Source organism: Xanthomonas floridensis (assembly GCF_001642575.1).
Lineage (GTDB): Bacteria > Pseudomonadota > Gammaproteobacteria > Xanthomonadales > Xanthomonadaceae > Xanthomonas > Xanthomonas floridensis.
This window is the reverse complement of sequence record NZ_LXNG01000016.1, coordinates 87036-110213: the sequence shown is the minus strand read 5'-3', so window position 1 is coordinate 110213 and position 23178 is coordinate 87036. Positions and strand designations below refer to the sequence as shown.

The window sequence follows — 23178 nt, the reverse complement described above, 5'->3', positions numbered from 1 at the left end:
CACGCGGATCAATGCCCTTCGTAGGCACCGTAGCTGCGCAGCCGCTCGTAGCGTCGTTGCAGCAAGGTTTCCACCGGGATCTTTTCCAGTGCGTCCAGTTCGTTGAGCAGGACCGCCTTCAGGCGCTTGCCCATCTGCTCGGGGTTGCGGTGCGCGCCGCCGGTGGGTTCGCGGATGACCTTGTCGACCAGGCCCAGGCCCTTCAGGCGCTTGGCGGTCAGTCCCAGCTGTTCGGCGGCGTCCTTGGCCTTGGCCGCGTCCTTCCACAGGATCGAGGCGCAGCCTTCGGGCGAAATGACCGAATAGGTGCCGTATTCCAGCATCAGGGTGCGGTCGCCCACGCCGATCGCCAGCGCGCCGCCGGAGCCGCCTTCACCGATCACCGTGCAGATCACCGGGATCTTGAGCTCGGCCATTTCCAGCAGGTTGCGCGCGATCGCCTCGGACTGGCCACGTTCTTCGGCACCGATGCCGGGATACGCGCCGGGGGTGTCGATGAAGGTCAGCAGCGGCAGGCGGAAGCGTTCGGCCAGCTTCATCAGGCGCAGCGCCTTGCGGTAGCCCTCCGGGCGCGGCATGCCGAAGTTGCGCGCCACCTTGGTCTTGGTGTCGCGGCCCTTCTGGTGGCCGATGATGACCACCGGGCGCCCGTCGATACGGCCCAGGCCACCGACGATGGCCTTGTCATCGGCATAGGCGCGGTCGCCGGCCAGCTCCTGGAACTCGTCGCAGATGGTGTTGATGTAGTCCAGCGTGTACGGGCGCTGCGGGTGGCGCGCCAGCTGCGAGATCTGCCACGACGACAGGTCGCGGAAGATCTGTGCGGTGCGCACGCGAGCCTTGTCGCGCAGCGCCCGCACCTCGGTCTCCACGTTGACTGCAGGCCCGGTACTGGCGTTGCGCAGTTCCTGGATCTTGGCTTCCAGATCGGCGATGGGTTGCTCGAAGTCGAGGTAGTTAGGATTCATGCAATGGCGTCGTCAACGTAAGGCGGGGAGTGTAGCCCAAGCGGTGTGGCTGGCCCGTACGGGGGCGTTGGGAGCGGAATCGGGAATGGAGAATCGGGAATCAGAGCAGGAGATCGGCGCCTCGCTCTTGCGATTCCCCATTCCCGATTCCCCATTCTCACGCCCACGGAGGGCTGTACTTGATCTTCACCGTCCGCACCGCCGGGTCGGCGCGCAGGCTGTCCATCAGCTGCTGGTCGATGCGCACCGAATGGGTGCCATTGAGGTCGAGCATGCCGGCCACGCCGCCGCTGGGTGCGCGCAGCAGCAGGTCCAGGCGCAGCGGCGTCTTGCCGGGGCGGTGTTTGGCCAGCAGCGCGTCGATGCGCTTGAAGGCCTGCTTCTCGCGCAGGTCCAGGCGTAGCGACAGCCGCTGTGCGTGGTCGGCGCAGATCTGTTCGTAGTCCCAGCACTGGCGGATGCGCAGGCTGTAGCCGCCGTTGAATTCGTCCTCGCGCAGGCCGCCCTTGACGATCAGGATGCGGTCGCGGGTCAGCAGATGCCCGAACTCGGCCATGGCATCGGAGAACGCACTGCATTCCACCCGCCCGCGTCCGTCTTCGAGCTGCACGAACACCTGGCTGTCGCCCTTGCGGCGTACGCCGACCACCTGGCCGGCCAGGATCGCGCTGACTTCCGGGCGCCAGGCGCGTTTTTCGCCATCGCCGCCACCACCGCCGCCGCGTTGTTGCGAGGCCAGGATCTTTTCCAGCGCGCCGAGGTCGCAGCCGACCAGCTCGCGCACTTCCTCGCGGTGCGGGTCGAACGGGTGGCCGCTGAGGTAGAAGCCTAGCGTTTCGCGCTCGCCGGTGAGCAGCTGGCCCAGCGGCCATTCCTTGCTTTCTGGCAGGTCCAGCCGCATCGCCGGCGCGCTCGGGTCCGGGCCGCCGAACAGCGAGTTCTGGCCCGAGGCGCGTTCGCGCGCCATCTGCTCGGTGGCCTTCATCACCTCGGGCAACTGCAGCATCAGCGAGGCGCGGTTCTTGCCCAGGCCGTCCATCGCGCCGGCATTGATCATTGCTTCCAGCGTGCGGCGATTGAGCTTTGCGGTGCCCACGCGCGTGCAGAAATCCAGCAGCGTGGTGTAGGGGCCGCCGCGCTGGCGTTCTTCGACGATCGCCTCGCACGCGCCCTGGCCGACGCCCTTGATCGCGCCCAGGCCGTATTGAATGGTGTCTGGGCTGGCGGCCTCGAACATGTAGGCCGATTCGTTGACGCGCGGCGGCTTGACGGTGAGGCCGAGGTTGCGCACCTCATCGAGAAAGCCGACCACCTTGTCGGTGTTGTCCATGTCCGAGGACAAGGTCGCGGCCATGAATTCGGCCGGGTAATGCCGCTTCAGCCAGGCGGTCTGGTAGCTGACCAGTGCGTAGGCGGCGGCGTGCGACTTGTTGAAGCCGTAGCCGGCGAACTTCTCCATCAGGTCGAAGATTTCGTCGGCCTTGGCCGCGCTCACTCCGCCCTTGGCCGCGCCTTCGCGGAAGATTTCGCGGTGCTTGGCCATTTCGGCCGGCACCTTCTTGCCCATTGCTCGACGCAACAGGTCGGCGCCGCCCAGCGAGTAATCGCCGACGATCTGCGCCATCTGCATCACCTGCTCCTGATACACCATGATGCCGTAGGTGTCTTTCAGGATGGCTTCGGTGCGCGGATCCGGATACACGATCTCCTGCTGGCCGTGCTTACGCGCGTTGAAGTCCGGGATCAGGTCCATCGGGCCGGGGCGGTACAGCGACACCAGCGCGATCAGGTCTTCGAAGCGGTCCGGGCGCGCATCCTTGAGCAGGCGGCGCATGCCCGAGGATTCGAACTGGAACACCGCCCCGGTGCTGCCGGAGGCGAACACGCCCTTGTAGGTGGGCACGTCATCGAGCGGGATGGCGGTGATATCCACCGGGTCGATGCCGGCGCGCGCGTGGCGCACGTTGATCGCCTTGACCGCCCAATCGATGATGGTCAGCGTGCGCAGGCCCAGGAAGTCGAACTTCACCAGGCCCACCGCTTCGACATCGTCCTTGTCGAACTGGGTGACCGGATTCTTGCCGCGCCCGTCCTCGTCGTGTTCGGCGAACAGCGGGCAGAACTCGGACAGCGGATCGGGCGCGATCACCACGCCACCGGCGTGCTTGCCGGCGTTGCGGGTGAGGTCTTCGAGCTGGCGCGCCAGGTCCATCAGGTCGCGCACGTCGTCTTCGACCTGATAGCGCTGGATCAGGTCCGGCGAGGCCATCTCCGAATCCTTGCCTTCGCCCATCGCATCCTTGAGCGTGATGCCCAGGATGTTGGGGATCAGCTTGGCGACGCTGTCGACCAGCCCGTACGAGAAGCCGAGCACGCGCCCGGCATCGCGCACCACCGCCTTGGCGGCCATGGTGCCGTAGGTGATGATCTGGCTGACCCGCTCGCGGCCGTATTTGCGCGCCACGTAGTCGATGACTTCGTCGCGGCGGTCCATGCAGAAGTCGATGTCGAAGTCGGGCATCGACACGCGCTCTGGATTCAGGAAGCGCTCGAACAGCAGGTTGTACGGCAGCGGGTCCAGGTCGGTGATCTGCAGCGCCCAGGCCACCAGCGAGCCGGCACCGGAACCGCGGCCGGGGCCGATCGGGATGCCTTGATTCTTGCCCCACTGGATGAAGTCGGCCACGATCAGGAAGTAGCCGGGAAAACCCATCTTGATGATGGTGTCCAGCTCGAATTCGAGCCGGTCCACATAGTCCTGGCGGGTCTTGCCCGGAGCGATCGGGTTCTTTTCCAGGCGCGCGGCCAGACCGTCGCGCGACTGGCTGCGGATCCAGCTGTCCAGCGTTTCGTCTTCCGGCACCGGGTAGGCGGGCAGGAAGTAGGTGCCCAGGCGCATCTCGATATTGCAGCGCTGCGCCAGCGCGTGGGTGTTGTCGATCGCATCGGGGATGTCGGCAAACAGCGCCGCCATTTCCTCGCTGGACTTCATGTATTGCTGGTCGCTGTAGTCGCGCGGGCGCTTGGGGTCGTCGAGCACGCGGCCGGAGGAGATGCACACACGCGCTTCGTGCGCGTTGAAGTCGCTGGCGTAGAGAAAGCGCACATCGTTGCTGGCCACCACCGGCAGCCCGCGCACGCCGGCGGCATGCAAGGCGAACTGGTTGAAGCGTTCCTCGCCCTCGCGGCCGGTGCGGGTCAGTTCCAGATGCAGGCCATCGCCGAACACGCGCTGCCAGTCGGCCAGCTGCTGCTCGGCCAGGTCGGCACGGCCTTCGTTGAACAGGCGCCCGGCCAGGCTGTCGCGGCCGGCCAGCGCAAACAGGTTGGCGTGGCCGGCCTGCAGCCACTCGGGATGGATCGCCACGCCGCCTTCGGGGCGGTGGCCTTCCATCCAGGCGCGCGTCAGCAGCCGCGACAGGCTCAGGTAACCCTCGCGGTCGCGGCACAGCAGGGTCATGCGCCAGGGCGTCATGTCCGGCGTGGCAATCATTACGTCGGCGCCGGCGATGGGCTTGATGCCCACGCCTTCGGCGGCCTTGTAGAACTTGACCAGCGCGAACAGGTTGTTGAGATCGGTGACCGCCAGCGCAGGCATGTCGAGTTCGACCGCCCGGCTCAGCAGATTGGCCTGTTTGGCCTTTTTCGGGTCAGCCTGATCCGGTTTCTCGGGCACACGGATAGTGGAATCCGCCAGCGAGAACTCGGTGTGGACGTGCAGATGGACGAAACGGGAAGTGGACATGCGGAACCAGAACGATGCCCGGGCAGGGTAGCGGCGGGGGCGGGGAGGAACAAGGCTTGACAGGTGGCTGGGCGGGACCGGGGACCCGTGACTGGGCGCCCGGGAGAGGCGCAGGATCGCCTGTCGATGGGCTTCCGAATGGGCGTTGGGAAGCTGCCGGGCTATGCGGGCAAAACAGTCCGTGTCTTAAATGGCCTCTGCCAGCTGCAGCGGCTGCCGTGGTTTTGGACTTCCGGAGTGATCAGGGTGGTCAGTCGCGCGCTGGCCGGGAGCGACTGCCAACGCATGGCGAGCAGTCCCCCAGTAGGGCAAGACGGCGCGAGGACCCCGCGTGTCGCCTGGCACATACCGATTCCGGACACTGGCCGCGCGCGCATGGCGGCCGCGCATTGGCCTTGTTCGCTGCTTCAAGGCCGCTGGCCGATCGGCATGCAACGCTTGGCCAGTTGCCAAGCCCGGGCGGTGCAACGCCCTGTGTTACAGCGGTGCGGCGAACTGCACGACATGCAGCTGTTCCGCGTCTCCGGTCCCCGGTTCCCGGTCCCGGCTCAAGCGGCTTTCCAGCGCCAACCGCACCGGCGCAAAGCTGCGGCGATGCTGCGGGCACGGCCCGTGGGTCTGCAGGGCCGCCAGGTGGGTCGGGGTGCTGTATCCCTTGTGCTGGTCGAAGCGGTATTCGGGGTGCTGGGCATGCAGCTGATGCATCAGGCGGTCGCGGGTGACCTTGGCCACGATCGAGGCGGCCATGATGGCGCGGTCCAGCGCATCGCCGCCAATCAGCGCCTCGGCCGGGCAGGGCAGCCCCTTGGGAACGCGGTTGCCATCGATGCGCGCAAACCCGGCCACATGCGCCACCCCTTCCACCGCGCGCCGCATGCCGAGCATGGTGGCCTGGTAGATGTTGATGCGGTCGATTTCTTCGCTCTCGATCAACACCACCGACCACGCCAGTGCCCGGTCGATGATGCGCGCATACAACTGCTCGCGGCGCTCGGCGCTGAGCTGCTTGGAATCGTCCAGCCCGTTGATGCGTGGCTTGCCCGGGTCGAACACCACCGCTGCCACCGCGACGGGACCGGCGAGCGGACCGCGGCCGGCTTCGTCGACGCCGGCGATCAAACGTGAATCGGGAATCGGGATTGGGGAATCGTGGAAGAGCGAGTCCTGCGTCGTCGGAACGACAATCGCAGCGTGGGAGCTTGAGCGCTTCATGGCCTGGCTCCTGCCGATTCCCGATTCCCGATTCCCAATTCCGGCGGCGTCAGCAGCTCCGCTACCGCATCGGCCGCGCGCGCCGAGGCGTCGCGGCGCAGTTGCGCGTGCAGGGCCAGATACCGCGGTTGCAGGGCGGCGACCTTGTCGGGGTGCTTGAACCAGTCCAGCAGCGCCACACAGAGCCGTTCCGGGGTGCAGTCGTCCTGCATCAGCTCGGGGGCGAGGTCGTCGTTGGCCAGGATGTTGGGCAGCGCGTAGCGGTTGACCTTGAGCAGTCCCAGCGTCTTGACGATGCGGTAGGTCAGCGGCGCCACCTTGTAGCCGACCACCATCGGGCGCTTGACCAGCATGGCTTCCAACGTCGCGGTGCCGGAGGCCAGCAGCACCACGTCGGCGGCCAGCATCGCCGTGCGCGCCTGGCCGTCGAGCAGGTGCGAGCGCATCACCGGCAGCGAAGAACGCGATAGCTGTTCGGCCAGCAATTGCTTGCAGCCCGGGTTGGCGGCGGGCACCAGCACATGCAGGTTGGACAGGTGTTCGGACACCAGCCAGGCAGCCTGGAAGAAGGTGTCGCCGAGCCGGCTGATCTCGCCATGCCGGCTGCCTGGCAGCACCGCCAGCACGGTGCTGGAGGCAGACAACCCCAGCTTGGCGCGTGCGGCCTCGCGGTCGGCCTGGTAGGCGATGTCGTCGGCCATCGGGTGGCCGACGAAGCGCGCGTCCACGCCGTGTCTGGCATAGATCGGCGGTTCCATCGGGAACAGGCACAGCACCAGGTCGGCACTGGCGCCGATCTTTTCCGCACGCTTTTCACGCCAGGCCCAGACCGAGGGACTGACGTAATGCACGGTCTTGATGCCGCGCTGCTTGAGCCAGCGCTCCACCGGTAGATTGAAATCCGGCGCGTCGATGCCGATGAACACATCCGGCTCCCACGCCAGCACGCGCTCGCGGAACGCGCTGCGCAACTTGAGCAGACGCGGCAGATGGCGCAGCACTTCGGTCAGGCCCATCACGGCCAGCTCGCTGGCATCGAACCAGGTCTGGCATCCCGCACCGCGCATCGCATCGCCGCCGATACCCACAAATTCGGCAGTCGGATAGCGCAGCCGCAACTGCTCGATCAGACCCGCGCCCAGAATGTCGCCGGAAGCTTCGCCGGCGATCAGGGCGATACGTGGCGCGCGCGCCCGCGCGCCGGAAATCGGGAGTGGGGAATGGGGAATCGGTAGTGCAGTCGGAACGCTGTCGACCGACGGACCGTCTCGCTGGCCGTCCACGATTCCCGATTCCCGATTCCCGATTCCCGTCATCGCAACAACGGCCGTTCTGCCGCTTCGATGAACTCGAGCATTCCGCGCACGTCGTCGCTGCGCTTGGCCTGTTCGGCGAGCTGCAGTTTGGCGTCGGCCAGCGGCAGGCCGGCGACGTACAGCGTACGGTAAGCGCGCTTGATGGCGGTGATGCGCTCGGCATCGAAGCCGCGGCGCTTGAGGCCTTCGCTGTTGATGCCGCGCGGGCGGCCGAGCGATTCGCTGCCGACCATGGTGAACGGCGGCACGTCGCCGTTGGTCAGCGCGCCCATGCCCAGGAAGGCGTGCGCGCCGATGCGGCAGAACTGATGCGCGCCGGCAAAGCCGCTGATGATTACGTAGTCGCCCACGGTGACGTGGCCGGCCAGGGTGGTGTTGTTGGAAAACACGCAATGGTTGCCAACATGGCAGTCGTGCGCCACGTGCGTATAGGCCAGCATCCAGTTGTCGTTGCCGATCACGGTGATGCCGCCGCCGCCGCCGGTGCCGCGGTTGATGGTGACGAATTCGCGGATCACGTTGCCGTCGCCGATCACCAGTTCGGTGCGCTCGCCGGCGTACTTCTTGTCCTGCGGTTCGCCGCCGATCGCGGCGTGGCCGATGAAGCGGTTGTTGCGTCCGATCCGGGTGGGGCCGTGGATCGAGCAATGCGGCCCCACCTCGGTGCCGGCGCCGATCTCCACGTCGGCACCGATCAGGCAGAACGCGCCAACGCGCACATCGTCTGCCAGTCGCGCCGCGGGATCGATGACAGCGGTGGGATGAATCAAGGGTGCCTGATCACGCATCGTCTCTCACCTCCAAAAACGGATTATTCCTTGGCGCCGGCGCACATGACTTCCGCGCTGGCCACGACTTCGCCGTTGACCTTGGCCTCGCCGTAATAGCATCCCATGTTGCGGATCAGGCGCTTCATCTGCACCTCCAGGATCAGCACGTCGCCCGGCACCACCTGCTTGTTGAAGCGGGCGTTGTCGACCTTGACCATGTAGAACAGCTTGGACAGTGCATCGCGGCCCAGGCCGAGCTGGGTCATCACGCCGCCGGCCTGCGCCAGCGCTTCGATGATCAGTACGCCGGGCATCACCGGGCGGGTCGGGAAGTGGCCCTGGAAGAACGGCTCGTTGATGCTGACGTTCTTCTGGCCGACGATGCGCTTGGTTTCCAGGTCCAGCTCGATGACCCGGTCGATCAGCAGGAACGGGTAGCGGTGCGGGATCAGCGTCTGGATCTGGTTGACGTCGATCGGCAGCTCGTAAACGGGGTGACTCATGCGTTCTCCTTGCCCACAGCCAGGATGCGCCTTGCCAGCGCATCGAGTTGTTTGAAGCGCGCGGCATTCTTGCGCCACGTGCGGTTATCGGTGAGGGGGGTGCCGGACGAATATTCGCCCGGCTCATGGATGGAATTGCGCACCACCGACTTGCCGGTGATCACCACCTTGTCGCAGATCTCCAGGTGACCAACCACGCCGACGTGGCCGCCAAGCAGGCAATAGCGGCCGATCTTGGCGCTGCCGGCAATGCCGGTGCAGCCGGCGATGGCGCTATGGGCGCCGATGCGGCAGTTGTGCGCGATCTGCACCAGGTTATCCACGCGCACGTCTTCTTCCAGCACGGTGTCTTCCAGTGCGCCGCGATCGATGCAGGTGTTGGCGCCGATCTCGCAATCGTCGCCGATGACCACGCCACCCAGCTGCGGCACCTTGATCCAGTGGCCGGCGTCCATCGCCAGGCCGAAGCCGTCCGCACCGATCACGGCGCCGGGATGAATCCGCACGCGCTTGCCCAGCCGCACCCGGGTGACCAGGGTGACGCGTGCGATCAGCTCGCTGCCATCGTCCACCACGCAGTCTTCGCCGATGATGCTGCCGGTGCCGATGATGCAGCCATCGCCCACACGGCTACGTGCGCCGATGCTGACGAAGGGGCCGACATGGGCCCCCGGCGAGACCTGCGCGGTGGGGTCGATCACTGCCGACGGATGGATGCCGGGCGCGCGTACCGGCGCCACGTCGAACAGCGCCGCAATCTTGGCGAATGCGGTGTACGGGTCCTTGGCGACCAGCACGGTGCCGCGTGCGGCCTCGGCATCTTCGGCGCGCACCACGACCACGGCGGCCTGCGTGTCGGCCAATTGCGGCCGGTAACGCGGATTGGACAGGAAGCTCAGCTGGCCTGCCCCGGCGTGCGCCAGTGTCGCCACCCCGGTGACTTCGGTCGCGCCGTCGCCAACGACGGTCAGACCCAATTGTTCGGCAATCGCACTGGCGGTCAGAGACATCAGGTGAACCTCGCGTAAACAGTAAGTGGCTGTTTTTACGGAAAAAAAACATGGCCAAGAATGCGCTAAACAGTCAGGCGTATCTGTTGCCTGGCCGCAACCGCGCGGCTAACCCAGGAAGAAGCATATGAAATCCCTCCTCTCCATGTTCGCCGGTGTGATCCTGCTGGGCGCTGTCAGCAGCGCGTCGGCTGACGACTTTGCGCAGCAGCGCGCCGATGCGCAGAGCTTCTGGGACCAGCAGGTGCAATGCGTGGACTCGTCCGATTGGGGCGCCACCGCCAGCTGCCTGGGCAACGTCTGGAGCAACTACTTCTAAGTCTGTTTCACACCAGGGTGTTCAAACAAACAATGGCGGCCCGAGCGTCCGGGCCGCCATTGTTTTGCGTGCCAATCGTTAGAACTGGCCGCCGAAGGTGAACTGCAGGCGTTCGATCTCGTCGTTGTCTTCCTTCTTCAGCGGGAACGCATAGCTGATCGAGATGGGGCCGACCGGGGCGCGCCACAACAGCGCCACACCGGTAGAGGCGCGCAACTCGTTGGCCTTGAAGTTGTCCACGCCGCTGTAGACGTTACCGAAGTCGACAAACGCCGAAATACGCGCAGACGGGCTGTCGAACAGTTTCGGGAAGTACATTTCCACCGAACCGACGGTCTTGAACGAGCCGCCCAGCGGCTGGCCGCGGTTGAAGCCGTTGATCGGCTCCGAACGCGGACCCAGGGTGTTGTCCTCGAAGCCGCGCACCGAGTTGGTACCGCCGGCGTAGAAGTTCTCGTAGAACGGCAGGCCGGTGGCAGTGATGGTGCGCGAGGTGCCATTGGCGCCGGCCACCACGCGGGTGCTGTCGTTGCCATAGCTATCGCCGTAACCCAGCTCGAAGCGCGTGTTCAACACCAGTGCCGGAATGATCGGCCAGTAATTGGAGATCTGGTAGTTGAGCTTGTAGTACTCGACCGTGGAGCCGGGCAGGGTGGTTTCCAGGCCGACGCGCTGGTACATGCCGCGGGTGGGCATGAAGAAGTCGTTGCGGGTATCGCGCGCCCAACCGAGCTCACTGCGCCAGGCATGGAAGGTGCGCGTGCCGATCGCATCGATGTAATCGACGATCGCCTGCGGCGTGGTGCCCGGGAAGGTGGTGATCTGGTTGCTGTCGATACCGATCATCGCCGAGACAGTGTCGTTCTCGGTGATCGGCACGCCGAACACCACCTGCGCCGAGCCGTTCTTGCTGTTGAACTGCGCGGTATTGAAGTCCGAGTAGTCCAGCGAGCGCCACGACAGGTTGTAGCCCAGCGACACACCGTCGTCGGTAAAGAATGGATTGGTGTAGGAGAACGCATAGCGCTGCTGGAAGGTGCTGCGCGAGGCTTCCACTGCCACGCGATTACCGCCGCCCAGGAAGTTGTTCTGCGACAACTGCACCGAGGTGGTCACACCGAAGCTCTGCGAATACCCCAGACCGAACACGAAGCTGCCGGAGGTGGTTTCCTTGACGTCATACACCACGTCCACCTGGTCGTTGCTGCCGGGCACCGCCGGGGTTTCCACGTTCACCGACTCGAAGTAGCCCAGGCGCTGCAGACGGATCTTGGACCGGTCGATCGCCGCCTGCGAATACCAGGTGTTTTCAAACTGGCGCATTTCGCGGCGCAAGACCTCGTCGGAGGTGCGGCTGTTGCCCTTGTAGAGGATGCGGCGCACGGTCACGCGCGGGCCAGGCACCACCTGCAGGTTCACCGCAACGGTGCGGTCCTCGCGGTTCGGGGTCGGGATCGGGTTGACCTTGGCGAATGCGTAACCGACGTTGCTCAGCGTGTTGGTGATCGCATCGGAGGTGTACTCCAGCAACGCACGCGAGAAGATATCGCCGGCCTTGGGGATCACCAGGCGCTCGATGTCGGCCTGCGGCAGCACGGTGTCGCCGGTGACCTTGATCTCGGAAATCTTGTACTGCTCGCCCTCGGTGACGCCGGCGCTGACGAACATGTCGCGCTTGTCCGGGCTGATCGACACCTGGGTGGAGTCGATGCTGAAGTCCACATAGCCGCGGTCCAGGTACCAGGAGTTGAGCTTCTCCAGGTCGCCGGACATCTTTTCCTTGGAGTACTGGTCGTCGCGGCGATACCACGAGGCCCAGTTGTGCTCCTTGGACTCCCAGTTCTCCAGGATGTCCTCGTTGGCGAACTTCTCGGTGCCGATCAGGTTGACGTGGCGGATCTTGGCCGCCTTGCCTTCCTTGATCGCGATGGCCACATCGACGCGGTTGCGGTCCAGCGGGCTCACCGTCGGGGTGATCTCGACGTTGTACTTGCCGCGATTGTTGTACTGGCGGGTCAGTTCCTGGGTCACCCGGTCAAGGCTCAGGCGATCGAAGGTGCCGCCTTCGGTCAGGCCGATGTCGCCCAGGCCCTTGAGCAGCTCTTCGGACTTGATGTCCTTGTTGCCGGTCACGGTGAGCTTGTTGATCGCCGGGCGTTCCTTGACCGTGATCACCAGGATGTTGCCCTGGCGGTCCAGCTGCACGTCCTCGAAGAAGCCGGTGCGGTACAGCGCGCGGATCGAATCGGCCACCTTGGCATCGTCCACGGTGTCGCCGCGGTTCACCGGCAGATAGGTGAACACGGTGCCGGATGCAATGCGCTGCAGGCCGTCGACGCGGATGTCGCTGGCAACGAACGGCTCGGCGGCCAGGGCAACGGCTGGCAGGCTGAGGCCGGCGGCAAGAGCGAGGGCAAGCAGGCGGCGAGTGGGAAGACGCGTCATGTCACATCCGGTTGGAGTCGATTTCAGGTGTTGCTGGATGCCGGCGTATGACGACGACAACAGGCGGAAAGAGTGGAGCAGCTTCATCGTGGAACCAGGCCAAGGATGTCGTTGTAGAACGCCAGTCCCATCAAGCCTGCCAGGACCGCCAGGCCGACATATTGCCCGGCAATCATGGCCCGTTCGCTGATCGGGCTGCCCTTGATCAACTCGATAAGGTAATACAGCAGATGCCCACCGTCCAAGATCGGGATGGGCATCAGGTTGATGATCGCCAGGCTCAGCGACAGCAGACCAAGGAAATACAGGAACCAGTCGAGCCCGCGTTCGGCCGAGGCGTTGGCGGCGCGCGCGATGGTGACCGGCCCGGAGATGTTCTTTACCGAGGCCTGGCCGGTCAGCATGCGCTTCATCATGCCCAGTGAATCGGCGGTCATCTTGCCGGTTTCGCGGATGGCGGCAGGCACCGCGGCGAACAGGCCGTACTGCTGGCGGCTGTCGTACTCCGGAGCGGGCGCTGCGGCCGGGCGGATGCCGATCATCCACTGGCCCTGCGGCGACTTGCGTGGGGCAATCTCCAGCGCCAGGCGGTCTTCGCCCTGTTCGCCCTTGCGCGCCACCTCGATCATGCCCAGGCCGCCGTGTTCGCCCAGCGCCTGCACCTGCGGAATGATGTCGTCGGCCGAGCGGATCGGCTGGCCGTCGATGGCCACGATGCGGTCGCCCGGCTTGAGCAGGCCGTCGGCCACCGAGCCGGGGACCACCTCGGCGATGACCGGCGGTTGCAGCATGAACTGCCAGCCGATGCCGGCCAGCGACGCCACGCGGCGTTCGTCGAAACCGACCGGCAACTGCGACAGGCGCAGGGTGTGTTCGCGGCTGCCCACGCCGTCGGCGACGGTCTGCAGCTGGATGTCGCGCTTGTCCATCGCCGCGGTGGTGAGCTGCATGCTGGCATCGCTCCAGCTGCTGACGCTGCGGCCGTCGATGCGCACGATGCGCTCGCCCGGGGTCAGGCCGGCTTCGGCCGCCAGGCCGTCGGCGCGGCCGACCGTGGCCGAGTAATCCTGCTTGCCCACCACGAACATGGCCCACAGCATCGCCATGCACAGCAGCAGATTGGCGATCGGGCCGGCAGCCACGATCGCGATGCGCTGCCACACCGTCTTGCGGTTGAAGGCCTGATCCTGCTCGGCCGGGTGCACGTCGCCTTCGCGTTCGTCCAGCATCCGCACGTAGCCGCCCAGGGGGATCGCCGCCACCACGAACTCGGTACCGTGGCGGTCGCGCCGCATCCACAGCGGCTTGCCGAAGCCCACCGAGAAGCGCAACACCTTGACGCCGCAGCGGCGTGCGACCCAGAAGTGCCCGAATTCGTGGAAGGTCACCAGGACACCCAGGCTGACGATCATCCACCAGACCGAACCGATGAAATCACCCATGGATGCAACTCGGTTGCGTCAATCGATCAGGCATGAAGGGCGTAATGGGCGAGGGCGCGTTCGGTGGTTTGCCGGGCTTGCGCGTCGGCAAAAAGCAGGGTGTCGAGGGTGTCGGCATTGTGCCGCGGGAGCGTTGTCAACGTGTGTTCGACCAACGCAGGGATGGCTAGGAAACCTATTTGGCCCTGAAGAAACGCTGAAACAGCCACTTCGTTGGCCGCGTTCAGGATCGCCGGAGCGGTGCCGCCGGCGCGCAGCGCCTCCCAGGCCAGGCCCAGGCAGGGGAACGCGGCGGTATCGGGCGCCTCGAAATCCAGCCGGCCCTGTTGCAGCAGGTCCAGCCCCGCCACCCCCGATTCGACCCGCTCCGGCCAGGCCAGGCCGACTGCCAGGGTGGTGCGCATGTCCGGCAGGCCCAGCTGGGCCAGGGTGGAGCCGTCGACGAATTCCACCAGCGAATGCACCAGGCTTTGCGGATGCACCAGCACATCGATCCGCTCGCCGGGCAGGCCGAACAGGTGATGCGCCTCGATGACTTCCAGGCCCTTGTTCATCAGGGTCGCCGAATCCACCGAGATCTTCGGGCCCATCGACCACTTGGGATGCGCTACCGCCTGGGCGGGCGTCACGGCCGACAGCGCGGCGCGGTCCCAGCCGCGGAACGGGCCGCCGGAGGCGGTCAGGATCACCCGACGCACGCCGCGGCTGGCGTCGCAGGAGCGCAGGCACTGGAAGATGGCGCTGTGCTCGCTGTCGATCGGAATGATGTCTGCACCTGCCGCGGCGGCGGTGCGGGTCAGCAATTCGCCGGCCAGCACCAGCGATTCCTTGTTGGCCAGCAACAGACGCTTGCCGGCGCGCGCGGCGGCAAGGGTGGAGGGCAGGCCCGCAGCACCCACGATCGCGGCCACCACCGTGTCGCAGGCATCGCTGCCGGCCAGTGCGTCCAGCGCTTCGGTACCGGCGTGTGCCTGGGTATTCAGGCCGGCGGCACGCAGGCCGTCGCGTAGCGCCGGATACAGCGCTTCTTCGGCGATTACCGCATGCGCGGGCCGGTGGGCAGCGCACAGCGCCAGCAGGGCATCCACCTGGCGGCCGGCCGACAGCACGCTGGCACGCAGCCGCTCCGGGTGGCGAGCGATTACGTCCAGGGCCGAGGTGCCGATCGAGCCGGTCGCGCCGAACACCGCGACCTGGCGGGGAGAAGAGCCAGCCATGCTTAGAATCCGAAAATTTCCTTGCCGAGTGCGAACACCGGCAGGGCGGCGAGCACGCCATCGATGCGATCCAGCACACCGCCGTGGCCCGGGATCACCGCCCCCGAGTCCTTGGCACCGGCATGCCGCTTGAGCAGGCTTTCGAACAGGTCGCCGAGCACCGAGGCCAGCACCGCCACTGCCGCCACCAGGACCAGCTGGGGGACGTGCGCCAAGGTCAGCCCGGCCAGCCAGCCGAAGGCGCAGGCCACTGCGATACCGGCCAGCATGCCGCCGACCAGGCCTTCGATGGTCTTGTTGGGGCTGATGCGTGGTGCCAGCTTGTGCTTGCCGAACGCGCGCCCGGCAAAGTACGCGCCCGAGTCGGCCGCCCACACCATGGTCAGCGCGGTCAGCAGCCACAGGTTGCCCTTGTCCGGGTTGGCGTGCAGCAGCACCAGCGCAGCCCAGGCCGGCAGGACCGCCAGGCTGCCCGCCGCGAGCTTGAGTGCGCGTGCCTGGCCATTGCCGTGATCGGCACCGAAGGTGAAGAAGCGCAGCCACAGCAACGCCAGCCCCCACCACGCCACCCCGACCAGCGCCGCAATCTGGAACAGCACCATGGAGCCGGCCGAGGCCCACACCATCAGCACCATCAGCAGCAGGTTGAGCATCAGCAGCACGGTGCGCGGCAGGCTGTCGTCGATGCCGGAGAGCTTGAGCCACTCCCACAGGCCGGTCAGGAACAGGATCGCCGCCAGCGCCGCCAGCCACTGGGTGGGCAGCAGCACGATCGCGCAGATGGCGAGCGGCGCCATGATCAGCGCGGCAATCACGCGGGTCTTGGTCATGCGGAGGACGTCTCCGTCGCCTTGTCGGCGATCTGGGCGCTGGTCAGGCCGAAGCGACGCTCGCGTCCGGCGTAATCATCCAGGGCCTGCTGCAGCACGCCGGCATCGAACTCCGGCCACAAGGTTTCGGTGAACCACAGCTCGGTATAGGCCAGCTGCCACAACAGGAAATTGCTGATGCGGGTATCGCCACCGGTACGGATGAACAGATCCGGCGCCGGCAGGTCCGACAGTGCCACCCGGCTGGACAGCAGGGCCTCGTCGATCTGGTGCGGTTGCAGGCGTCCGGCTGCGACCTCTTCGGCCAGCGCACGCGCGGCCAGCGCAATGTCCTGGCGTCCGCCGTAACTGGCGGCGATGCTCAGCACCAGCCGCGCATTGGCTGCCGTGGCGCGCTCGGCCGCGGCCATGCGGTCGCGCAGCGGCGCGGCGAAGCGGCTGCGCTCGCCGATGAAACGGACCTGCACGCCACGCCGCTGCAGCTCGTCGACCTCGCGGTCCAGGGCATGCAGGAACAGCTTCATCAGCGCATCCACTTCTTCCTGCGGACGGCCCCAGTTTTCACTGGAGAACGCGAACAGGGTAAGCGCGCTGACGCCTTTTTCCAGGCAGAAATCGATGGTGCGATTGACCGCCCGCGCGCCGGCGCGATGGCCGATCATGCGCGGACGGCGCCGACGCTGCGCCCAACGCCCATTGCCATCCATGATGATGGCGATATGGCGCGGCACCACGTCGGCGGGAGGGACTGGATGCATGGCAGGCGATGCCATGATCAGACCGTCATCAATTCCTGTTCCTTGCCCTTGACGACCTCATCCACGTCCTTGATGGCCTTGTCGGTGAGCTTCTGGATGTCGTCTTCGGCGCTGCGCGCCTCGTCTTCGGTGACCGCCTTGTCCTTGAGCAGATCCTTGACCTGCTGGTTGGCATCGCGACGGATGTTGCGGATGGCGACCTTGCTGTCTTCGCCTTCGCCATGCACGGCCTTGCTGAGCTCCTTGCGGCGCTCCTCGGTCAGCGGCGGCAGGTTCAGGCGGATCACGGTGCCCACCACGGTCGGGGTCAGGCCCAGGTCCGAGGCGTAAATGGCTTTTTCCACGTCCTTGATCATGCCCTTGTCGAACAGGCTGATGACCAGCGAGCGGCCTTCGGAGACGCTGATGCTGGCGACCTGGTTGAGGGGGGTGTCGGTACCGTAGGCCTTGACCTTGATGCCATCCAGCAACGCCGGCGACGCACGCCCGGTGCGCACGGTGGTCAGGGAATGGCGCAGAGCATCGATGCTCTTGGTCATGCGCGTGAGCGCGTCTTGTTTGATCTGGGTGAGCATCGCCGGAATCCGTGTGGAGCTGAATCCGGGGATTATAGCCGGGACTGAGGTTTCACGACTCGCGGGTCGTCAGGACCCGCGCAGCCGGTTCACTTGCCACCCGTTTTCAGGCCTGGCGTCCGGGGTGGAGATCGCTGCGCAGCGTGCGGCCTCGCGCTCTTGCGATTCCCCAATCCCGATTCCCGATTCCCGACCTCAGCTGCGTCCCTGCACCAGGGTGCCGATCTGCTCGCCGCGCAGGATGCGCAGCAGCACGCCGGGCTCGCTCATGCCGAAGATGCGCAGCGGCAGGTCGCTGTCGCGGGCCAGCGCGAACGCGGCGGTGTCCATCACTTCCAGGCCCTGCAGGATGACCTCGTCGTAGGTCAGGCTGTCGTAGCGCACCGCATCGCTGTGCTTCTTCGGATCCTTGTCGTACACGCCATCGACCTTGGTTGCCTTCAGCAGCAGGTCGGCACCGATTTCAATCGCGCGCAGCGCCGCGCCCGAGTCGGTGGTGAAGAACGGATTGCCGGTACCGGCGGCGAAGATCGCGATGCGGCCCTTTTCCAGATGGCGCATGGCGCGGCGGCGAATGAAATCCTCGCAGACGTCGTTGATCTTGATCGCGCTCATCACGCGCACCTTGGCGCCGAGCTTTTCCAGCGCGTCCTGCATGGCCAGCGCGTTGATCACGGTGGCGAGCATGCCCATGTGGTCGCCGGTGACGCGGTCCATGCCGCTGGCCGCCAGTCCGGCGCCGCGGAAGATGTTGCCGCCACCGATGACCAGGGCCACCTGCGCGCCGGCCTGCTGGGCTTCGATCACTTCATGGGCAAGGCGGTTGATCACCTTGGGGTCGATGCCGTAATCCCCGTCTCCCATCAGCGCCTCCCCGGAAAGTTTGAGAAGAATGCGGCGATAGGAAAGCTCGGACATGGGGGAGACCTCGGGGGTGGGGGACGGCAAACGCCGGCAATTCTAGCGGAAGCCTGCCGCCGGGCGTGGTAAAAATTCCTTTGTCGGCAGCGACGTGATGCGTTGCTCAGTGCGCACGCGGGTTCGGCGGCGTCGGCACATCGGTCGCATCGTAGGCAGTCACGCGGTTGCGGCCGCGATGCTTGGACCGGTACAGGGTGCTGTCGGCGGCCTGCAGCAGGTGGTCGATGCTGTCGAACTGGCGTTCGACACCGCCATGCGTGGCCAGGCCCGCCGAGAAGGTGATGTGCAAGGGGCCGCCCTGCAGCTGCGCCATCGGCGTGCGTGCGGTTTCGGCCAGGATGCGCTCGATCACCATCAAGGCCGCATCGGCCGGCGTGTTGGGCAGGATCACCAGGAATTCTTCGCCGCCATAGCGCGCCACCAGGTCGCTGGTACGCACCATGCGCTGCAGCGTCTGCGCGAAGTTGCGCAACACCTCGTCGCCGACCAGATGGCCGTGCGCATCGTTGACGCGCTTGAAGTCGTCCAGGTCGATGAAGGCGATCGACAGCGGCCAGCCCTGGCGCGAAGCCAGTTCAAACTCGTGCGTGAGCGCGGTGCCGAGCTGGTGCCGGTTGAACACGCCGGTGAGTGCGTCGCGGCTGGCCTGTTCGGCCAGATGGCGCATGCGGTTTTCCGATTCGTCGGCATGCCGGCGCGCCTCGGCCACATCCTGTAATTCGCGCAGGCTGCGCAACATGGCCAGCTCGCGCGCCTGCTCGAAGATCATCTGGATGTGCTCGGGCTGCGGCACGCGGATGTCGAATAGCGCCTCCAGCTCGGGTAGCGATTCGGCGATGCGTTCGATCACTTTTTCGAAGCGTTCGGCGTCCAGTTCCAGCACGTCCTGCGCCTGGCGCTGCGCGTGCTCGGTGGCGGCAACGGCGCTTGCCGACAGCCAGATATCGGCAAGCCGTCCGGACAGCGCAACGCACGCCATGAAGGGCTCCAGGCTGGCGGGCTCTTCCTCGCTCTGGGCAATGGCGTTCTGCAGGTATGGCGGCAGCTGCCACTGATGCGCCAGCCAGGCGCCGACTTCGGCATGGGTGGCGCCGAGGTGTTCGCGTTCGGCATCCAGCAGCGACGCGTTGTCCGGCGCCTGTTCCAGCAGCGGCCCGTACAGCTCGGGCGCGCCTTGCAGCAGCGCCAGCTTGCCGATGTCCTGCAGCAGGCCGGCCAGCATCAATTCTTCGGGTTTGCGGATGCCGTAGGCCTGGCCCAGGATGCGGCTGGCCAGCGCGCACAGCCCGGCGCGTCGCCAGATGCGCTCGTGCAGGGGGTGGGCGGTGAAGGTGCTGCGCACGCCATGCACCATCGAAAAACCCAGCGCCAGGCTCAAGGTGGCGTTGAGTCCCAGCATGGTCAGCGCCTGGCCCAGGTTGTCGACGCGGCGACGGCTGGCGTACAGCGGCGAATTGGCCACCCGCAGCATGCGTGCGCTCAGGGCCATGTCCATGCCGATGACCTTTGCCGTGGTGGTCATGTCCACGTCCGGGTCCTGCGCCAGCTCGATGATGCGTAGCGCCACGCCGGGCGGCGAGGGCAGGTTACGGCAGTAGTGCAGGGCGGCCTGGAGATCTGGTTGCATGAGTCATCGCCGACAGTGATCGCAAGCATACAGCTGCGTTCGGTGAGTAGGGCGCGCCATGCTCCGCAATCGCCGCGCTGCACTGCATGCGCGGCGGGCGCTGGAAAGCCTGGTCGGCATCTGGAGGTAGCGGCACCGGCGGGCGCATCTGTAGCGTTGCGGCCGGTTGCCTGCGCGCTGGTTGCACGGATCTTGGCCAGGCATCGTCGCCGGGCACGGGCAAGTCCGCAGGCAAAAAAAAAGCCGCGGCATGCCGCGGCTTTTTTCAGAGTGGCGAGAATCAGGCCAGGCCGGCCTGCTTCATCACTTCGGCGGCGTAGTCTTCCACCACCTTCTCGATGCCTTCGCCAACGGCCAGGCGCTGGAAACCGATCACGTCGGCGCCGGCGGCCTTGACCGCCTGCTCGACGGTCTGGTCGGTGTTCAGCACGTACGGCTGGCCGTACAGGGTGACTTCGTTGACGATCTTGCTGATCTTGCCGCTGATGATCTTTTCCAGGATGTCGGCCGGCTTGGCCTTGTCCTTTTCGGACATCTTGGCCAGCTCGATTTCCTTTTCCTTGGCGATGAAGTCGGCCGGCACGTCGGACGCCTTCACGTGCGGCGGGTTCATGGCGGCGATGTGCATGGCGATGCCGCGTGCCAGCTCGATGTCGCCACCCTTCAGCTCGACCAGCACGCCGATACGGCCGCCGTGCACATAGGCTGCGACGTTGTTGGCGCTGTCGATACGGACCAGGCGACGCACCTGCAGGTTCTCGCCGACCTTGGCGATGACCGCAGCGCGACGCTCTTCGATGGTCTCGCCGCTGTCGAGCTTGACGCTCTTGAGCGCTTCGGCATCGGCTGCATCGGAATTCAGGGCAGCATTGGCAACGACTTCGGTGAAGGCCAGGAAGTTCTCGTCCTTGGCGACGAAGTCGGTTTCGGAGTTGACTTCGACCAGCACGGCCTTGCCGCCGGCCTGTGCGGTGGCGATGCGGCCTTCGGCAGCGACGCGGTCAGCCTTCTTGTCGGCCTTGGCCAGGCCCGACTTGCGCAGCCACTCGGCAGCGGCGTCGATGTCGCCAGCGTTTTCGACGAGTGCCTTCTTGCACTCCATCATGCCGGCGCCGGTGCGCTCGCGCAGTTCCTTGACCAGGGAAGCAGTGATTTCCACGGGATTACCTCATTGGACGAATGCGTACGGCGGAGGTGTTCCGCCAGTAGGAGACGGTGCAGCGTGCTGACCGCCCCCACGGTGTCTGTGGTGGCCCGGACGGCAGGTCGCGATGGACCCGCCGGGGCTGCGGCCGCACAGCATGGTGCGGCCGCATTGCATGCCGATTACTCGGCAGCGGCGGCGTCAGCCTTCTTGTCGCCCTTCTTGGCCGGAGCGCGACGGCCCTTGCCTTCATCGGCGGACTCGGCCGAGAACTCTTCTTCGCGAACCGAAGCGGAGTTCGGAGCAGCAGCCTTGCCTTCCAGCACGGCGTCGGCAGCGGCACGTGCGTACAGCTGCACGGCGCGGATGGCGTCGTCGTTGCCCGGGATGGCGTAGTCGACCAGGGCCGGATCGTAGTTGGTATCGACCACTGCGATCACCGGGATGCCGAGCTTCTTGGCTTCCTTGATGGCGATGTCTTCATGGCCGATGTCGATCACGAAGATCGCGTCGGGCAGGCGGTTCATTTCCTTGATGCCGCCGAGCGAGGCGTCCAGCTTCTCGCGCTCGCGACGCAGGCCCAGCACTTCGTGCTTGACCAGCTTGTCGAAGGTGCCGTCGGTTTCAGCGGCTTCCAGTTCCTTCAGGCGGGCGACCGACTGCTTGACGGTACGGAAGTTGGTCAGCGTGCCGCCCAGCCAGCGCTGGGTCATGAACGGCATGTTGCAACGCTCGGCTTCTTCCTTGATCGACTCGCGTGCGCTGCGCTTGGTGCCCAGGAACAGCACGGTGCCGCGCTTCTGCGCAATCGAGGAGAGGAAGTTCATCGCGTCGTTGAAGAGCGGAACGGTCTTCTCGAGGTTGATGATGTGGATCTTGCCGCGCGCGCCGAAGATGTACGGCGCCATCTTGGGGTTCCAGTAGCGGGTCTGGTGGCCGAAATGGACGCCGGCTTCCAGCATCTGACGCATGGTGACCTGAGGCATTGAAAAACTCCTGATAGCGGAATCGCCGTGCGCGGCTTGTTGTTGAAAAGTCCGCACATGGCTGTGCGGGCTGTTGCGAGGGACTCGCATCAAAACGCACAAGATTCCGGGGTTGGGCTTCCCTGTTGCCTCCGCGACGAACCCTGTATGAGGGCACCCCGGCACGGATGGTGGCAGCAGGTGTGGATTCGTCGGTGACGTCCGACGTGGACGGCGCGCTGCGCCAGAGACGCAAAACAGCCGGAGGAGTATAGCCGGCCTGGTGCTTGCATGCAATCTACGGAAGCGTCGGCCGGCGGTGCCGGCGCAACAGCTAGGGCTGCAGCGTCAGGGTGGTTTCGCTTTCGCTGTTGACGCGTGCCACGAAGCGGCCGGGGCCGGTGGCGATGCTCGCGGGTAGCACCCATTGCCGGGTCTGGCCCGGCAGCACGTAGCCGGCCAGGTCGCTGCCGATGCTGCGGCGGGTCCCGCCGGCATCGATGAACGCCAGATCGGCCAGGCGCGCGTGATTGAGGCCGGCATTTTGCACGCGCAGGGTGCGGCTGCCGCCTTGGCCGGAAAGCGTTGCGCGCAGCAGCGGATGCGGGTCGCCGGGCTCGCGTGGGGTGGCGAATACCGGTGTGGAGTACCGCAGCAGCTCGGTTTCGCCGCCGTCGGCGTGCTGGGTCACCACCAGCCGATAGCTCTCTTCAGTCCGTGCCGGGCTGGGACCAAGGCGGATCACCCGCAGCAGTTGGCGGCCACGCGAGGGAATTTCGAACTGGCTGGGGCTGACGGTGGCGCCGGTGGCCGGCTCCAGCAGTTCGCGTTCGCCGTCCTGGCGCCAGCGGTAGAGCTTGGCATCGGCACGCCAGGGCTGCGCGGCCTGGTTGTAGAGCCAGACTGCCGTCTGGTCGCTGTCGGCTGGAATGTGGGCAGTGGTCGGGGCGATCGCGATCTCGGCCCCGGCGGCGCTGCCGAACAGGCTTGTCAGGCCGATCAGGCCCGCAGCCAGCCATACCCGGCGTGTGCAGAGGATGGCCATGATCAGAACGCAATGGTGGTGATGCGTGCCGCGCCGCTGGGCGCAGGCCCGGCCAACGCACTGGCGTCCTGGCCGGTGATGGTGGGGGCCGGAGCGTCGGTGCTGCGCGCCGGCAGCGCGATCGCCATTGGCGTGCCGCGCGAGCAACTGGCGCGCGGCGGCGTGGTGCGCAGTTCGCAGCCGCTGAGCAGGCGCAGGCCGATGTGCAGGGTGGAATTTTCCGGCCCGCGATTGGCGGCGGCGTGGGCGGTGGTGGCGCCGCAAACGAGGGCGACCAGGATCAAGCGCTTCAGAAAGATGACCGGCGTCATGAAGGCAATCGTTTGCATTGGAGTCGTAGGAAATAACGACGCCACCGAAGCGAAC

General features: G+C 66.1%; 20 protein-coding genes. 1 reads left to right on the top strand and 19 read right to left on the bottom strand.

The genetic code is table 11. The features are described from left to right. Positions 1-8 precede the first annotated feature (8 nt). The 7 genes from A7D17_RS10850 to lpxD form a co-directional block, all read right to left on the bottom strand. Positions 9-968: an acetyl-CoA carboxylase carboxyltransferase subunit alpha gene (locus A7D17_RS10850; RefSeq protein WP_064509083.1), complete on the bottom strand. Its 960-nt coding sequence runs from the start codon at positions 966-968 to the stop codon at positions 9-11. Between the two features lie 157 nt (positions 969-1125). Beyond that, complete coding sequence (gene dnaE / locus A7D17_RS10845; protein WP_064509082.1) at positions 1126-4713, bottom strand: DNA polymerase III subunit alpha; 3588 nt, start codon at positions 4711-4713, stop codon at positions 1126-1128. Positions 4714-5190: 477 nt separating this feature from the next. Beyond that, on the bottom strand, positions 5191-5925 hold the full coding sequence (locus tag A7D17_RS10840; protein WP_064509081.1) for a ribonuclease HII: 735 nt from the start codon (positions 5923-5925) through the stop codon (positions 5191-5193). Next, positions 5922-7208: a lipid-A-disaccharide synthase gene (lpxB, locus tag A7D17_RS10835; RefSeq protein WP_064509080.1), complete on the bottom strand. Its 1287-nt coding sequence runs from the start codon at positions 7206-7208 to the stop codon at positions 5922-5924. Before lpxB ends, A7D17_RS10840 begins: the two co-directional genes overlap by 4 nt. Before the next feature lie 29 nt (positions 7209-7237). Next, positions 7238-8029: an acyl-ACP--UDP-N-acetylglucosamine O-acyltransferase gene (gene lpxA / locus A7D17_RS10830; protein WP_064509079.1), complete on the bottom strand. Its 792-nt coding sequence runs from the start codon at positions 8027-8029 to the stop codon at positions 7238-7240. A 23-nt stretch (positions 8030-8052) separates the two neighbouring features. After that, complete coding sequence (gene fabZ, locus A7D17_RS10825; RefSeq protein WP_064509078.1) at positions 8053-8514, bottom strand: 3-hydroxyacyl-ACP dehydratase FabZ; 462 nt, start codon at positions 8512-8514, stop codon at positions 8053-8055. Further along, entirely contained in the window at positions 8511-9524 is a 1014-nt protein-coding gene (gene lpxD / locus A7D17_RS10820) for a UDP-3-O-(3-hydroxymyristoyl)glucosamine N-acyltransferase (protein ID WP_064509077.1), read from the bottom strand. Before lpxD ends, fabZ begins: the two co-directional genes overlap by 4 nt. A gap of 127 nt (positions 9525-9651) precedes the next feature. Here lpxD and A7D17_RS10815 point away from each other — a divergent pair, with 127 nt between their 5' ends. Further along, positions 9652-9843 (top strand): hypothetical protein, encoded by a 192-nt coding sequence (locus A7D17_RS10815; protein WP_064509076.1) that lies wholly within the window; start codon positions 9652-9654, stop codon positions 9841-9843. A 78-nt stretch (positions 9844-9921) separates the two neighbouring features. On the opposite strand, the gene bamA is transcribed toward A7D17_RS10815, so the two are convergent. The 12 genes from bamA to A7D17_RS10755 form a co-directional block, all read right to left on the bottom strand. Then, positions 9922-12288, bottom strand: coding sequence for an outer membrane protein assembly factor BamA (gene bamA / locus A7D17_RS10810; protein WP_064509075.1), 2367 nt, complete (start codon positions 12286-12288; stop codon positions 9922-9924). A gap of 83 nt (positions 12289-12371) precedes the next feature. Further along, entirely contained in the window at positions 12372-13730 is a 1359-nt protein-coding gene (rseP, locus tag A7D17_RS10805) for an RIP metalloprotease RseP (protein ID WP_064509074.1), read from the bottom strand. A 26-nt stretch (positions 13731-13756) separates the two neighbouring features. Beyond that, the gene (locus A7D17_RS10800; RefSeq protein WP_064509073.1) at positions 13757-14947 is read right to left on the bottom strand and encodes a 1-deoxy-D-xylulose-5-phosphate reductoisomerase; all 1191 of its coding nucleotides are present in this window, start codon (positions 14945-14947) and stop codon (positions 13757-13759) included. Between the two features lie 2 nt (positions 14948-14949). After that, a complete protein-coding gene (locus A7D17_RS10795) occupies positions 14950-15777 on the bottom strand; it encodes a phosphatidate cytidylyltransferase (RefSeq protein ID WP_064509072.1) in 828 nt (275 codons plus the stop codon). Beyond that, positions 15774-16550, bottom strand: coding sequence for a polyprenyl diphosphate synthase (uppS, locus tag A7D17_RS10790; RefSeq protein WP_082861883.1), 777 nt, complete (start codon positions 16548-16550; stop codon positions 15774-15776). Before uppS ends, A7D17_RS10795 begins: the two co-directional genes overlap by 4 nt. 2 nt (positions 16551-16552) lie before the next feature. After that, positions 16553-17110, bottom strand: a complete 558-nt coding sequence (frr, locus tag A7D17_RS10785; RefSeq protein WP_064509071.1) for a ribosome recycling factor — start codon at positions 17108-17110, stop codon at positions 16553-16555. 195 nt (positions 17111-17305) lie between these two features. After that, positions 17306-18028 carry a UMP kinase gene (gene pyrH / locus A7D17_RS10780; protein WP_064509070.1) on the bottom strand — a complete coding sequence of 241 codons (723 nt, stop codon included), beginning with the start codon at positions 18026-18028 and terminating at the stop codon, positions 17306-17308. A 106-nt stretch (positions 18029-18134) separates the two neighbouring features. Beyond that, positions 18135-19658 (bottom strand): sensor domain-containing diguanylate cyclase, encoded by a 1524-nt coding sequence (locus tag A7D17_RS10775; RefSeq protein WP_064509069.1) that lies wholly within the window; start codon positions 19656-19658, stop codon positions 18135-18137. 280 nt (positions 19659-19938) lie between these two features. Beyond that, positions 19939-20817, bottom strand: a complete 879-nt coding sequence (tsf, locus tag A7D17_RS10770; protein ID WP_007962895.1) for a translation elongation factor Ts — start codon at positions 20815-20817, stop codon at positions 19939-19941. A gap of 167 nt (positions 20818-20984) precedes the next feature. Beyond that, positions 20985-21788, bottom strand: a complete 804-nt coding sequence (rpsB, locus tag A7D17_RS10765) for a 30S ribosomal protein S2 (protein ID WP_029221640.1) — start codon at positions 21786-21788, stop codon at positions 20985-20987. A gap of 313 nt (positions 21789-22101) precedes the next feature. After that, entirely contained in the window at positions 22102-22812 is a 711-nt protein-coding gene (locus tag A7D17_RS10760; RefSeq protein ID WP_064509068.1) for a fimbrial biogenesis chaperone, read from the bottom strand. A gap of 2 nt (positions 22813-22814) precedes the next feature. Beyond that, positions 22815-23141, bottom strand: coding sequence for a hypothetical protein (locus tag A7D17_RS10755; protein WP_064509067.1), 327 nt, complete (start codon positions 23139-23141; stop codon positions 22815-22817). Positions 23142-23178 lie beyond the last annotated feature (37 nt).

Bases quoted from the DNA above. Each gene is read 5' to 3' on its own strand.
- A7D17_RS10755 (WP_064509067.1), bottom strand. From the start codon at position 23,141: ATGCAAACGATTGCCTTCATGACGCCGGTCATCTTTCTGAAGCGCTTG.
- bamA (WP_064509075.1), bottom strand. From the start codon at position 12,288: ATGACGCGTCTTCCCACTCGCCGCCTGCTTGCCCTCGCTCTTGCCGCC.
- A7D17_RS10850 (WP_064509083.1), bottom strand. From the start codon at position 968: ATGAATCCTAACTACCTCGACTTCGAGCAACCCATCGCCGATCTGGAA.
- pyrH (WP_064509070.1), bottom strand. From the start codon at position 18,028: ATGTCCGAGCTTTCCTATCGCCGCATTCTTCTCAAACTTTCCGGGGAG.
- A7D17_RS10775 (WP_064509069.1), bottom strand. From the start codon at position 19,658: ATGCAACCAGATCTCCAGGCCGCCCTGCACTACTGCCGTAACCTGCCC.
- dnaE (WP_064509082.1), bottom strand. From the start codon at position 4,713: ATGTCCACTTCCCGTTTCGTCCATCTGCACGTCCACACCGAGTTCTCG.
- A7D17_RS10760 (WP_064509068.1), bottom strand. From the start codon at position 22,812: ATGGCCATCCTCTGCACACGCCGGGTATGGCTGGCTGCGGGCCTGATC.
- A7D17_RS10840 (WP_064509081.1), bottom strand. From the start codon at position 5,925: ATGAAGCGCTCAAGCTCCCACGCTGCGATTGTCGTTCCGACGACGCAG.
- lpxD (WP_064509077.1), bottom strand. From the start codon at position 9,524: ATGTCTCTGACCGCCAGTGCGATTGCCGAACAATTGGGTCTGACCGTC.
- uppS (WP_082861883.1), bottom strand. From the start codon at position 16,550: ATGGCATCGCCTGCCATGCATCCAGTCCCTCCCGCCGACGTGGTGCCG.
- A7D17_RS10800 (WP_064509073.1), bottom strand. From the start codon at position 14,947: ATGGCTGGCTCTTCTCCCCGCCAGGTCGCGGTGTTCGGCGCGACCGGC.
- rseP (WP_064509074.1), bottom strand. From the start codon at position 13,730: ATGGGTGATTTCATCGGTTCGGTCTGGTGGATGATCGTCAGCCTGGGT.
- fabZ (WP_064509078.1), bottom strand. From the start codon at position 8,514: ATGAGTCACCCCGTTTACGAGCTGCCGATCGACGTCAACCAGATCCAG.
- A7D17_RS10815 (WP_064509076.1), top strand. From the start codon at position 9,652: ATGAAATCCCTCCTCTCCATGTTCGCCGGTGTGATCCTGCTGGGCGCT.
- rpsB (WP_029221640.1), bottom strand. From the start codon at position 21,788: ATGCCTCAGGTCACCATGCGTCAGATGCTGGAAGCCGGCGTCCATTTC.
- frr (WP_064509071.1), bottom strand. From the start codon at position 17,110: ATGCTCACCCAGATCAAACAAGACGCGCTCACGCGCATGACCAAGAGC.
- A7D17_RS10795 (WP_064509072.1), bottom strand. From the start codon at position 15,777: ATGACCAAGACCCGCGTGATTGCCGCGCTGATCATGGCGCCGCTCGCC.
- lpxA (WP_064509079.1), bottom strand. From the start codon at position 8,029: ATGCGTGATCAGGCACCCTTGATTCATCCCACCGCTGTCATCGATCCC.